The 13,779-nt window shown below is 47.6% G+C and carries 9 protein-coding genes and 1 other RNA gene; 8 read left to right on the top strand and 2 right to left on the bottom strand.

The window, feature by feature from the left end:
* Positions 1-362, bottom strand: a transfer-messenger RNA (tmRNA) gene (ssrA, locus tag IT291_04600).
* Between the two features lie 264 nt (positions 363-626).
* Here ssrA and IT291_04595 point away from each other — a divergent pair.
* From IT291_04595 to IT291_04585, 3 genes are all read left to right on the top strand, one after another.
* A complete protein-coding gene (locus tag IT291_04595; GenBank protein MCC6220505.1) occupies positions 627-5,399 on the top strand; it encodes a S8 family serine peptidase in 4,773 nt (1,590 codons plus the stop codon).
* 96 nt (positions 5,400-5,495) lie between these two features.
* Positions 5,496-6,773, top strand: a complete 1,278-nt coding sequence (locus tag IT291_04590; protein MCC6220504.1) for a DUF1298 domain-containing protein — start codon at positions 5,496-5,498, stop codon at positions 6,771-6,773.
* Between the two features lie 192 nt (positions 6,774-6,965).
* Entirely contained in the window at positions 6,966-7,265 is a 300-nt protein-coding gene (locus IT291_04585; protein ID MCC6220503.1) for a hypothetical protein, read from the top strand.
* On the opposite strand, the gene IT291_04580 is transcribed toward IT291_04585, so the two are convergent.
* A complete protein-coding gene (locus IT291_04580; GenBank protein MCC6220502.1) occupies positions 7,258-7,653 on the bottom strand; it encodes a c-type cytochrome in 396 nt (131 codons plus the stop codon). The two genes, IT291_04585 and IT291_04580, sit on opposite strands and share 8 nt — an antisense overlap.
* A gap of 231 nt (positions 7,654-7,884) precedes the next feature.
* Between IT291_04580 and IT291_04575 the strand changes: the two genes are divergently transcribed.
* The 5 genes from IT291_04575 (at position 7,885) to rodA (ending at position 13,375) form a co-directional block, all read left to right on the top strand.
* The gene (locus tag IT291_04575) at positions 7,885-8,919 is read left to right on the top strand and encodes a rod shape-determining protein (protein MCC6220501.1); all 1,035 of its coding nucleotides are present in this window, start codon (positions 7,885-7,887) and stop codon (positions 8,917-8,919) included.
* A 167-nt stretch (positions 8,920-9,086) separates the two neighbouring features.
* Positions 9,087-9,878 carry a rod shape-determining protein MreC gene (gene mreC, locus IT291_04570; GenBank protein MCC6220500.1) on the top strand — a complete coding sequence of 264 codons (792 nt, stop codon included), beginning with the start codon at positions 9,087-9,089 and terminating at the stop codon, positions 9,876-9,878.
* An 8-nt stretch (positions 9,879-9,886) separates the two neighbouring features.
* Positions 9,887-10,411, top strand: a complete 525-nt coding sequence (gene mreD, locus IT291_04565; protein ID MCC6220499.1) for a rod shape-determining protein MreD — start codon at positions 9,887-9,889, stop codon at positions 10,409-10,411.
* A gap of 1 nt (position 10,412) precedes the next feature.
* A complete protein-coding gene (mrdA, locus tag IT291_04560) occupies positions 10,413-12,266 on the top strand; it encodes a penicillin-binding protein 2 (protein ID MCC6220498.1) in 1,854 nt (617 codons plus the stop codon).
* Between the two features lie 56 nt (positions 12,267-12,322).
* Positions 12,323-13,375, top strand: coding sequence for a rod shape-determining protein RodA (rodA, locus tag IT291_04555; GenBank protein ID MCC6220497.1), 1,053 nt, complete (start codon positions 12,323-12,325; stop codon positions 13,373-13,375).
* Positions 13,376-13,779: the final 404 nt, after the last annotated feature.

Raw genomic sequence — 13,779 nt, 5'->3', positions numbered from 1 at the left:
TGGTGGAGGTGGGGGGAGTTGAACCCCCGTCCGTGAGTTCGATTCTAAAGACGTCTACATGTGTAGCTTAGCTTTTAATCTCGCTCGGCACTCTCGACTAAACGCGATGTTGCCGAACCAGTCTGGAAATTAGTTTCGGAGGACGGAGTCCAAACAGCTCTGTCACCCTAGCTCGCTGTATTAGCCCAAATTGAGCCACGAGCAATCTCAACTTGGACATACTCACTTAAGCAGCGAGTAATTCTGAACGGTAATCGTTTTCGTTTGCGATTACTTTTTTGCCACTTACTAACCCGGCCAGTGACACCCGGGACACGCAGTCTAGAGTCTCGCATAACCCACGTCGAACCCGTTTCACCCCCGAAATCTAAAGAAAAAAAAGATCCCCAGGCTAACCGCCGCAATCCTAAGCAAGTTATTTACTGCCGACGATAGTGAAAACTTAATGACGTATGTAACTAAATATAAACATGATTGGTCAGGAATGCAAATGACCCTAAAACCGCAAGCATTCGCCATTAGCATCCGAGATCAGTTCGGAAAGCCGTTTCCTTCAGCAATTCTGACACCATGCCGATATAGATATAGGAAAGTAGGTCTTTCGGTTCAATTCTGATCTTTTTTATATGGCGCACGTTCCCCCCGTAGATCACTTAGGAATCCGCTTCTCGGCCTCAAATCGAAGGGGAATTTGGCCGATATTGCTGCTGCTCATATGCACGATCTTGCCTTTGGTCGTTCTAAGCGAGGAGACTAGCGCTATTGAATATGAAGAGCTAGCCTACGCGAAAAATCGCATTCTCATTAGAAAAAAAAGTAGCGGTTCAACCTCTACGGCCGCGCGAGCATATACGGCTCGGCAGGCAAAAATCGCCAAATTGCTTCAGCGCGCTAAAGGACTGTTGTCCAATGGAAATGCAGTTTCGGCCAGCGGCGCGCTCAAATTGCCACTATCGCATGGCTTCAGTCGCGAGGGGATGCGATGGAAGGGCTTAAAACAGCCACCAAAACCTGAGATGTCAGTGTGGAGCTATGCAGAACTTAATAGCGATGAAGGCGATCCGGCAAATCTTGCAAAAGAAATGCGAAAAAGCCAAGAACTCGAAATAGTCGAGCCAGACTATATCATGCGAGCATCAGCAGTGCCGAATGACGCAATGTTCGTAGAACAATGGGCACACCATATAACTTCCGCAGAGCAAGCTTGGAATATACAGGCTGGAAGTAGCGACATTATCATAGCCGTCATAGATAGCGGCGTCGATCTCGATCACCCGGACTTCTCAAACAAGCTAGTAGCTGGCTATGACTTTGTAAACGACGATAATGCGCCAGATGATGACAATGGTCACGGTACGCACGTCGCGGGAATCGTTGCAGCATCGTCAAATAACAGCATTGGCGTAGCTGGCGTTGCGTGGAATGTAAAACTAATGCCAATAAAAGTACTCAACCAAAACGCGTCTGGACTAGCCTCTACAGTTGCAAACGGCATAATCTATGCCGCGGACCATGGCGCACACGTAATAAACTTAAGCCTTGGCTCTTCGCATTACTCGAGCGCACTTCACGATTCGATAAAATACGCCGATAGCTTGGGAGTAGTAGTCGTCGTCGCAGCAGGAAACACAAATACAGAGAGTTACCACTATCCCGCAGCTAACCCAGAGGTTATAGCCGTGGCGTCAACGGGTTCCGAAGACGAAAAGTCAAGTTTCTCCACCTACGGATATTGGGTCGACATAGCCGCACCAGGCACGAGTATTTTAAGCACGTATAAGGATGGACAATACAAAAGCCTAAGCGGCACATCAATGGCGGCTCCCTATGTCGCTGGCGCCGTGGCCTTGCTACTGTCGGCAAATAGGCAGGCAACGATGCAAGAGGTGTGGGGCTCTGTGTTTGCTGGAACCGATAATCTGCCATTAAGCTCAACAGAATACGTCGAAAAGATGGGAGCAGGAAGGGTCAATCTTCACAAACTCCTAACAGTCAAACCGACGGAACAAATCACAATAGAGCCAGACGTCAGTGACGCTACAGAAAATGGCAATGGGAATGGATTACTTGAGCCAGGAGAGGAAGCGATTGTGCGCCTTAGAATCACTAATCAAGGCACGCCAACAGAAGAGGTGGTGGCGGTTCTTTCGAGCGAGAATGCCCATGTCAGAATAAGCAATTCAATTTTTAACTATGGCTCGCTCGCGTTTAGAGAGCGAAAAGAAAACAGCCTTGAATACTTTCGCATTGCCTTAGATTCACAGATTCCCTACGGTGAGTCGCTTAAACTGCGCTTGCAGGTCAAGCATAATGGCAACATCGACCAACATCACCTCGAGGCTAGTGTCGGAATGATGCAAAACGCAGGCTGGCCAGTGCACAATGCAACTAACGGCGCTTATGTGGCCGTCGCCGATCTCGAGGGGGATGGGAAGAAAGAGGTTATAAGCGTGAGTAGCTCAGGTTTAGTGCATGTAAACAACTCTAACGGCAGCACAAAAACTGGTTGGCCGCAAACTCTAGCCACTGGTTCAATATCTCGAGGCTTTGCAGTTGGAGATATCGATGGAGATGGCGATTTGGAAATTGTCGCCGGAAACGCAACTTCTCGTTCGGGAGAGACGCCATCCAGGGTAATGGCTTGGCATCACGACGGCACTCCGGTAAATGGATGGCCGTTTTCTCTACAAACAGTGCAATGCCACCACACATCGCCATACAAGGGGATAACATACGGCGATAGCCCCTACACGACGGCGGGTGTGAGTTTAGCAGATGTCGACAACAATGGAGCACTGGAAATCATCGTCGGCGAGGCCTGTCTGCCCTATCCGGGAAATATGGATAAAGGCAATATATACGTCCTTAGCAGTGAGGCGAAATTGCTTCCCGGCTGGCCATTTAGGGGAAATATTCCAGATTTTTGCCCCATTTCTGTAGGGGACCTGCTGGGGAATGGAAAATCGCATCTGGTATTCGCCAATACAGCACTAGAGACTAAGATACTTCGCGATGATGGCGTGGCGACAGATGTTTCAATACATAGAAACGATGACGACTTGACGAATGTTGGGTACGGAACCAGCCAGGAAGGAGACGGTTCGAGTATACTGGTAGATATGGATGGTGACGGAGACCTAGAAATTGTAAATCACAAGAAATCTAGATTGTACGCGTGGCACCACAATGGGTTGCCAGTGGACGGATGGCCAACGAAAGACTGCTTTCCACACCATCACAAAGACGCAAGTCTAGACGAAATACAGTACAATGGGCTAGTGCCTCCCTCAGTAGGAGATATTGAAGGAGACGGCATCTTAGATTTCGCAATCGTCGAATACCTTTACGACGGAGACGGTCAGCAAATCACACAAAAAGGTGTAATCTCAGTCGTCGATGCTCGAGGGAGGATGAGGCCTGGTTGGCCAGTAATTGTATATTCAGGAAGCGATTACGACGACGCTCTTATAACGACGCAGCCAGTCATTGGCGATATAGATGGCGATGGATACAGAGAGATAGTTGTTGGAACGCATAGCGGGAATATTCATGCATTTAATCATGACGGAACCGTGGCTAACGGCTTCCCCCTTAGATCCAACGGGATGTTTAGCAAGAGAGCTGGCTTAGTTATTGACGATGTGGATATGGACGGCGACGTCGATTTAGTAGCGTCGACGGGAGCGGATGTAGGGAAGGTGTTTATCTACGACCTAACTGCTCCATACAATCGGGCTACTATGGATTGGCCTATGTATCAGCACGATTTAGAGCGCTCTGGAGTATCTCATTTGGTTGGGACATTTCCAGCGGCAACAAAGCCCCCATATCTCGAGGCGTGTCAAGGGCATGGTGCAGCCGACAGCGACGGCGACGGATTGCCGGACGTGAGTGAGGAATATGTGGGCATGAATCCACTAGATGGTGACATGGATGGCGACAACTTAGTTGATGGGCAGGAGCTAGCCTGGGGAACAGACGTTGTGTCGCCCGATTCTGACGGCGATGGTGTGCTAGATGGAAACGAAGTGGCGTTTGGATCTGACCCACTAGATGTAGGAAGTCTAAAAGTCGTTATTGGAAGCAGGATTTGCGCGGAATGGAATAGCAACTTGTCCATGTGGAACATCATGGAACATCTAAATAATAGTAGCTCTGTTCTATCCCTTAAGACGACTCTGTATCATCTGTCCGGAGAGGAACTAGGCTCTATGGATTACTACCTCAATCCAGGGCAGCAGTTTGATGTATTAGTTCACGATTTGCCCGGATTTTTGCCCGACTCTTATGGGAAGGTATGCACAGAACACAATGGAGCACCTGGGGATATTGATGGGCGGATTGTATACTACAAAGAGCAGGATAGCGGTTTTGCCTTCGCCTTTGCTATGCCATTTGACCCTGGAAAAATCGGTAGGCAGCATTTATCATTAAATACGTTTGATCCGAGTTCGACAGCCGAAGCTGGATTCGTAGCTAACTGGATTCAGCTCACTAACCTTTCGGAGGCCTCTCAGGGCGGGTGGCTGTCGTTTTTCGATTTAGAGGGTGAGTTAGTGGATTCGATTAGGGTGGATTCTCTTGCCGCAGGGGCAAGGCGAGATGTGCCAGCTCATAGCCTCGGTCAACAGGTAGTCGGAGTGCTGCGCTGGGAGCCGGACAAGAACGATGTGCCGTTTATGGTTCGCAACAATAGATACTATTATGCGACGGAGGATGCGAGAATTCCAAGTTTTAAATCCGCTTCCCAGTTTCAGGGCGAGGCGGGGAGTGGCAAATTGCTAGCAGTCCCCTTAGACACTTCTCATGGTTCGGCAATTTTAGAAATCGTCAACACGAGTAAAAGCGTTAACGACGTAATTGTAGATATACATTATCTTAACGGAAAGGCCGCAAAGAGCTTGTCGCTCTATCGCATGCGCCCGATGCAGTCGATTCATCTAATCGCCGATAGCTTCTTGCGTGGCCCTGGAATTGCACTTGTGAAGGGTTTAAAAAGAGGCGGCGTGTCAGCTATGTCCATGCATTACGAGCGAGATGCTGGCGGAACATTGACCGCTAGTTATAGTATTCCCGCAAGCGAGGCTATTGGAAAGACGTTTAGCGGTTCGTACAATACGTTCCTGAATCAAGGTTGCAATTTGTGGCTCATGAATACCGGAGGGGCAGACGTTGAGGCAAGGGTTAGCATGAGCAGGCTAGATGGAGAGGTGTTGCTTAGAAATAAAGTCATTAAGATCCCGTCCAAGGGAGGTGTGGTGGAGTCTCTTTGCAGCTTAGAAACACAAGCTGCCTATGGGCGAGTTACTGTAGACTCGGATTCCCCTAACAGTGTCGTGGGAACAATGCTTCGGATTGGACCAAATAGAGACTATATCTTTTCTACGCCTTTAAGATAGAGTAGTTTCAATCGAACGATGTAGCGGCGTTCTTTTGCGTTGCGTTGCAATTTCCAAATAGAATGGTCTTCCTGGGAGTAATGCTAATAACTTGGTATGGGAAATAGAGTAGCGGTATTGGATTCTCTGTTTTTTAACTTCGATACGCCAGTTACGCATCAAGCTATTGCCTCTCTATGTTTATTTGATGGCTTGCCTGATGTGTTGGAACTTCGCTCAAGGCTTCGCGTGCTCGCGGAAAATGTTCCTAAGCTAAGGCAGAGGATAATTGGGGATATGTGGGTAGACGACGCAGAGTTTAATATTGCAAATCACTTTGCTGTCTTGTGCTTGCCTGAAATTAGCAACCGCGAAAAACTTGTGGAAGTTGCTAGCGAGAAGTTTAGCGAACGCCTAAACCTTAGCCGGCCATTATGGAGCTTTACGCTAATTAGCAATGTCGCAGAGCGAAGGGGCGGGAGGGAAATAGTAGGCATGTTGTTTGTAATACATCACGCACTAGCTGATGGTTTAGGTGGCTTGGAGCTAATCGAGGCGATTGCGGATGATAATTTCGGTGCTGAGCTCGATAGAGGGAAGAGACTGGAGAGCCGCAATGATGGCATTAAAGCGGCAAAGTTGAGCGCCAGGGGACTGGAGGCTTTTAAAAGAAACTACATCGCTGAGTTGTTTCGCGAGATAGCGGCAAAGCGGCCTAAGAGTTTGCTAAATGGCAGAAATTCGCCACGGCGTGTAATTCGAGTGTTTGATTTGCCAGTTGAAGAGTTGCGGGCTATTAGGCGGAAAGTGGACGTTTCGTTTAACGACGTGTTGCTAGGCTGTGTTATCGATGGGATTATTCGCTACCACTATAAGTATGGAGCAAGTGTTAAGGGTCTGCGAGCGGTCGTGCCAGTAAATGTTAGACCACAAGGCGACAGGCTATCGTTAGGTAACCGCATCGTTGCGCTGGCGATTGATTTGCATCTTCAATGTGCTGTGCGTGAGGAGCGGCTGAGGCTTATAAATAGGCGTTTTGTCGAGAAAAGGGATAGCAAGAGTTTATATGCGTATTTAACATTGGGTGAACTCATATCTATCTTGCCAAGATGGCTCCAAAGGATTCTATGCGAGTGGCAGGCGCGGCGGACAAATTTTATTTTCACCAATATGCCTGGGTGGATTAAGGAAAGGCGCCTCTGTGGGGCAAAGATACTTGCTAACTATCCAGTACTTGCTCTAATCAAAGGCCACGGTGCGGCGTTTGGCTTTATTTCGCATGAAGAAAAACTCTGTGCTTGTGTAGTGACTGATCCAAATATCGTGCGCGAGCCACAGCTTTTGGCCAGTTGTGTAAAGGAGGCTGTCGAGGAGCTCATAAAAGGGCGAGATTGAGATTTTTTGAGCGGAAAGGATGTTTGCTCTTGGATCGATGACAGCTAAAATGCTATTAGTCACCTTGTAGGTATAAACAGCAAGTGCATAAGCACTTGCCAATAAGCAACAAATACTGTTTCCAAAAAGTAAAATATTTAACTTACTTTTTGGAAACAGTTTAGTTTTTTTTAGATCGGGGGGTATTGTGCTGTGCGCAAGCAAAAGACGCTAAAGGAGAGGGAACAGGAGGCAGTGGTAAAAGATTTGGCTGGGATTTTTGAGTCGCGTGGAGTTACCGTTCGCCGCGAGAAGCTCGTCAGAGGGCAGTCATTCAGGGTTAAGAGCGGAAAATGTGTTTTTTCGGGACAAAATGTAATATTTGTGGATAAAAATCTATCTTTAGACAATCAGAAAACTGTTCTAGTCGATCACTTGCTACAGGCAGAGTTTGAGTTAAGGGAGGATGAGTTAAAAGTTATTCCAGGAGACAGTCGCGTTTTTTTTAATTAGCCCCTTTATCGCTTCTTAGTTTAATTACGTATTTTGCGATTGCGCGAATTTGTTCATCTGAAAGCCGCTCCTTAAATCGTATCATAGTGCTGCCAATTCCTTCTCTGATTGAATGATAAATATCTCCCAGTCTGCTTCCATGTTTTAGTTGAGCGGCAGTTAAATCCGAAGGAGGTGGGATTAACAGTGACTCGATCTCGCTCTCGGCCTTGCCAGTAGCTCCATGGCATTGAGCACAAAAAGTCTCATATAAAACTTTTCCATCTATTGTGGAAGTCAGCGCAATTTCTTGTTTTGAATCTTCGGCTTGCACGTCTGGAGAAAATGTTAGACAGCCTACGATCGTGCCAAGTAGTGGTAATGAAAAACCTTTTTTTCTTAGACTCATAGGCTTATTATATGCCGCTGTTTGCCTTGCAAGCAAGGTCATGCTATCGGCATATGTAGTTAAGTTTAGGTACAAGCCTTTAATTGTATTGTAATGCTAGTATCTTTTTCGCGAGGGATTTTGTGGCGGTTATTTTACTCATCTTTCTTCTAGCTATTAAGACCTTTTAACAATTAAGACTTGGCGGGGGCATGCTAGTCGGGGACAGATTTTGAGGAGTTTACTTAATAAATGATTGGCGATCGTTTGCTTGGCATTTTTTCTAATGATTTGGCAATTGACTTGGGAACTGCCAATACATTGGTATATGTAAAAAACAAAGGGATACTTTCTAACGAACCAACTGTTGTTGCTGTTCAGTCAAATGGTCGCGATATGCGAAAGGTTGTGGCGGTAGGTGTCGAGGCCAAGAATATGAGAGGTCGGACCCCTGTGGGGATTACTGCTGTGAGGCCCTTAAAGGATGGCGTGATAGCGGACTTTGAAGTGACGGAGCAAATGCTTAGGTACTTCATTCAAAAGGCTCATCATAGAAAGGCCTTGGTTCGTCCGCGCGTCGTCATTTGCGTTCCCTCTGGGATCACAGAAGTGGAGAGACGTGCGGTTAGAGAGTCCGCTGAATCGGCTGGTGCGCGAGAGGTGTATTTAGTCGAGGAGCCAATGGCCGCCGCGATAGGTGCAGGGCTTCCCATAACTGAGCCCTGTGGCTCAATGATTGTCGACATCGGTGGCGGTACGACAGAAGTGGCGATAATAGCGCTTAAAGGGATAGTGTTTTCTAAATCTGTACGCGTTGGCGGCGACAAGATGGACGAGGCCATAATAAATTACATTAAGAAGAACTATAATATTTCTATTGGCGAACAGACCGCCGAGCGCATAAAAATTGCTATTGGCACGGCACTCCCCACTGGTGAGAACCATAGGGTTGAAATTCGCGGTAGAGATATAGTTGCCGGAGTTCCGAGAACAATAGAAATATCTGAAACAGAGGTATTTGAAGCTCTTAGCGAGCCGGTGAGGCAAATAGTCGATGCAGTAATGCAGGCTCTGGAACGAACGCCACCGGAATTGGCTGCCGACATCGTCGATCGCGGAATTACGTTGGCCGGCGGGGGCGCGCTTTTAAGAAATTTGGATGCGCTTATGCGACTGGAGACGAAACTGCCAGTTGTTTTGGCCGAGGATCCTTTGACAGCAGTGGTTATGGGTTCGGGTAAGATTTTAGATAACATCGAACTATTTAAAGACGTAACATTTCATTAGAAAGACAATGTCGGGTTTCTAGGAAATGGCGTTTGCGATAAAGCGGAGATGAAGTCTGGTAGAAAGCGATGGTGGAGTTTTTACGCCGGCACAGTTTGACGTTTGCTTCATTTGTTCTGCTAGTTAGCTGTTTCCAACTTACCAGCCTAAGCACAAGAGACCCGAGATTGCCTAGACTAGGCGGTGCTTTAGTAAACGAAATCGTTGCGCCACTGCAAAATGCACATCATAACGCCTTTAAATCGGTTACGAACGCATGGGAACGCTATATTTGGCTCGTCAATGTTGAGAAGGAGCGGGACGATTTGCTTTCTAAAATTGGCACGCTCGAAACGGAAAACTCTCAATTATTAGAGTATAGTCATGAAAACAAACGCCTCAGCCAGCTCCTAGCTTTTGGCGAGCGAACTGGACATGTTGGCGTAGCGGCAAATGTTATCGGGCGAGACCCTTCGAATTGGGTTCGGGCAATTACCATCGATAGAGGAACGAACCACGGGATAACGCCAGGGCTTGCGGTAGTTGATGGAAATGCAGTCGTAGGGCAAACTACGGCGGTCTCTAGCGATAGCGCGAGAGTGTTGCTCATCACCGATAGCCGTAGTTCTGTCGATGCGATAGTCCAGATTAGCCGCGGATCCGGCATAGTTGAGGGAACTTCGCTCAAGGAGTTAGTTTTGCGCTATCTGGTGAAAGAATATCCGGCACTACCAGGAGATCGAGTTTTAACCTCTGGACTTGATGGCGTTTATCCCAAGGGAGCGCTGATTGGAATGGTGGTGGATGTCAAGGCAGACGTTAACAGCTTGTTTCAGGATGTAAGACTTCTTCCAAGTGTCGATTTTAACCGTTTGGAAAATGTCCTAGTGATTACTGCTGTTGCCAAGAGCGAGCCTAGTGCGCAGGCGCACTCGAATAACTTAGGTGTAGTAAGCGTTGGGGAGGCAAAGGAGCAGTGATACGCTTTGTGTTAACATTTGCTTTTGTTGCGGTGGTAGGAGTGGTTCTTCAAGCGACCATTATTCACTCGCTATTTCCCTCTGCGATTGGGCCAGATTTATTATTGACTCTGGTGTTGTACTTAGCTTTGCAGAGCTATAATCCATTTGGGCTTTTTGTGGCCTTTTTGCTGGGCGTCTTTGGGGATTTTGCGTCTGGCCTGTTTGTTGGCCCAAATGCGGCTGGCTTTATCCTGGCCTTCCACCTGGCAGCCTTTATGTCTCGCAAGATTTATGCAGATCATCCGGTAATTGTAGCGCTTATTGCTTTTTGTGCATCGATTGTAAAATTTGCTGGATTCGCTATCACGCTGTCTCTTTCAGCTGGTATAAACGTTACGAGCGGTGCTCTTATGACGGTGCTTTGGGAGGCGCTTTCCACTGCTATTTGTGCGCCAATAGTAATGTCTATTTTGCGTCATCATGCCAAGTCGGGAGTCGCTAGCGCCAGGAAGACGCATCTATCAGCCGCTTATATGGCAAAGGCCAGATGAGATGAAAGTTGCGGGTGGAAAGCAACAATTGGCAAGTCGATTTTTGGTTTTTGGCGCTGTGGTTTGCTTGGCCTATTCATTTCTAGGGGTAAGGCTGTGGTATCTGCAGGGCATCCAAGGTTCCTATTACCGAGATTTATCAGAAAATAATCGCACGAGGACAGTTAGGACGGTCGCACAGCGTGGAAGGTTTTTCGATCGCGATTCGCGCTTATTAGTCGGCAACCGCCCGGCATTTGATCTCGCGTTGATGATGGAAGATGTTACTGATGTAGAGAAACTTCTATTGAGGCTTGCTCAAATTACCGACCGAGATGTGCCTCAATTGCGAGCGGCGCTCCAAGATCAAAGGCGCGACCAGCCTTTTGAGCCAAAGGTAATTGTTAGCGATATTTCCCGCGAAGAGCTCGCACGTGTAATGGTTCATCGGCATGAGCTTCCGGGAGTGATTGTCAGGGTGACTCCATCGCGGATGTACCCATATCAAGACTACTTATCGCACCAGTTTGGCTATGTGAGGCAGATTAGTAAGACGCAATTGTTTGCCATGGATGATAAGTGGTACAAGGCAGGCGATAAGATAGGGCAAAGTGGCCTTGAAAAGCAGTGGGAAAGGCGCTTGCGCGGCGAAACCGGTTACTTGCGCCTCGAGGTCGATGCTCATGGCAATCGGCGTCAGGAGCTGGGTATAGTCGATGCTCAGGCGGGAAGCGACATATATCTAACTATAGATCTCGACTTGCAGATGGCTGCGGAAGAGGCGCTGGAAGGACAACGCGGCGCAGTAGTCGCTATAGATCCTAGAAACGGGGAGATATTGGCAATGGCCTCTTCTCCTTCGTTTGACGCTAATGTTTTTTCCGGCGAGATGTCCGGGGATCAGTGGCTAAGGATTGCTAAAGATCCTACTCATCCTTTGAACAATCGCGCTATCGCAACTACCTATGCGCCGGGCTCAACGTTTAAGCTAATCATGGGGATAGCAGGGCTTGCAGAGGGCGCAATCAGTAGCTCGTCTACCTACAACTGTCCTGGATTCTATTATTTTGCAGGAAGGCGCTATCACTGTCACAAGCGTGCGGGGCACGGAACTGTAGATCTAAAGAAAGCTATCACGGTTTCCTGCGACAGCTTTTTTTATCAACTTGGCCAGGCTCTCGGAATCGATAATATCGCCAGGTACGCTAAAATGTTTGGCCTAGGCAATGTTACGGGGGTGCGAATTCCCGGCGAAAAGACGGGAGTGGTGCCGTCGCAGGAATGGAAAATGGAGAATTTAGGCGAGCGCTGGTATCGCGGCGAGACTTTGTCGGTCTCGATTGGGCAGGGCTTTATGTCGGCAACACCACTGCAACTAGCTAATGCGACGGCGGCCATTTCGAGTTTCGGAAAAATCTATAGGCCCATGATCGTTTCAAAGATCGTAAATATTCAAACCGGGGAAACCGAGGAATTTCTGCCCGAATCTAGAGATTTGCCGGTAGACCTTAAGGCATTATCCCTCATAAGAAACTACGCAAAATCTGTAGTCGAAGATCCGAGCGGAACCGGCAAACGTGCGGCTGTTCCAGGCATAGAGGTGGCTGGAAAGACTGGTACAGCTCAAGTCGTCGCTCTAGGCAAAGAGGGAGATAGTGAAAAGTATAAGGATCACGCTCTATTCGTTTCATTTGCTCCCTTTGATGAACCCAGTATTGCTATGGCGGTAGTAGTCGAAAACGGTGGACATGGTGGCGAAACTGCGGCGCCGATTTCGAAGAAGGTTATGGAAGTTTATTTTAGGAAGCATGGGGTAATTCCGGCGGAAGAGGTGGTAGTTCTGAATATGGGCTTAAGGGCTGGTGCTGACTCGTGATTAGGAAAGTTGAGCGAAGATTGTTGAGTAACTTTGACTGGAAGCTAAGTAGCTTGATGCTGTTGCTGTGTGGAGCAGGCTTAGGCATTTTATACAGTGCCGGATTTAATCCAGAGAGTGGGCAAAGTGCGCAAATGCGTCAGCAGTTTTATTCTATGCTGGTGGGCCTGTTAGCTTTTGTGGTTAGTGTGCTGATTAGCCCGGCATTTTGGAAGCGCTATGCTTTTTTATTTTATGGGCTGGGGTGCTTTTTCCTAGTACTCGTTTTGGGCACTGGTCTAATTGCCAAGGGCGCGCAGAGGTGGATAGCTATAGGTTCGTTTCGCATGCAGCCATCAGAGTTTATGAAGATTGCTGTGATTCTTGCTCTGGCGCGCGTTTTTAGTTCTGAGAATTCTCCGCGAGATGGATATACTTTTAGAGCGCTGCTAATGCCCACGGCCGTTGGCGCAATTCCGGCACTGCTAATAGTCTTGCAGCCAGACCTGGGAACGGCACTTAGCGTCGTTCTTATATCTGGAACAATGTTGCTGTTTGTGGGTATCCGCGCCAAGGTCTTTGTTCGACTTTTAGTAGTGGCATTGGTCGGGGCTGTTCCGGCTTGGAATTTGATGCATGAGTATCAGCGGAAGCGCATTCTTAATTTTATGTTTCCCGAGCTTGATCCGCTCGGGAGCGGGTATCATGCAATTCAGTCAAAAATTGCCGTTGGTTCGGGAATGGTTACAGGTAAAGGTTTTTTGCAGGGAACGCAGACTCAACTAAGTTTTCTTCCAGAGCAAACGACGGATTTTATTTTTTCCGTTTTGGCTGAAGAATGGGGTTTTTTGGGCTCTACAATAGTAATCTGCCTTTATGCTCTCACAATACTTCACGCTCTAAAAATTTCCGCTCGCTGTTCCGACCGATTTTCGTCGCTCGTCGTAATCGGCGTTTGCGGCATGCTTTTCTGGCATGTGCTCATAAATATAAGCATGGTAATAGGTTGTGCGCCTGTTGTTGGCATTACGCTTCCGCTGCTTAGTTATGGAGGATCCTCGGTCGTCACTTGTATGATAGGTTTGGGTTTGGTCGGCAGCATTAGCATGCGACGGTATTTGTTTGCGTAATTTGGTTTAAGTAAGCAACCAATGAGCACCTACCGCAATATGACGTAAAGCGATGTGCTTTGTGCAGCTTTGTAAGAATTTGCCAGCAGTCCCGAAGGCATTGATTCTACTGTTCCCTTGGACAGCTAAAATAGGAGACAGGAGTTTTTCACTTAATGCAGAGTGTTACCTAAAAGTGGCTGATATGTTGATTATCTCAAGGCTATTTGCTAGCCTAGCCTGTCACATACGCTCTGACTAAGGAACAGATCGTTTTCTTTTGGTATGTGTGGAACTGGGCGAAATCATTTATGCCATGTTGTTGAAAAACAAAGAGCATTCGGAGGGTAATAGAAAATAATGACGCCCGTCTTTTCTAGGGTTCTCTCCCGAGTGCTTTTTTTGTTTTTATTTGTCCTGCTTTT

The organism is Deltaproteobacteria bacterium, assembly GCA_020845775.1.
GTDB lineage: Bacteria > Bdellovibrionota_C > UBA2361 > SZUA-149 > JADLFC01 > JADLFC01.
This window is presented reverse-complemented; position numbering and strand designations above follow the sequence as displayed.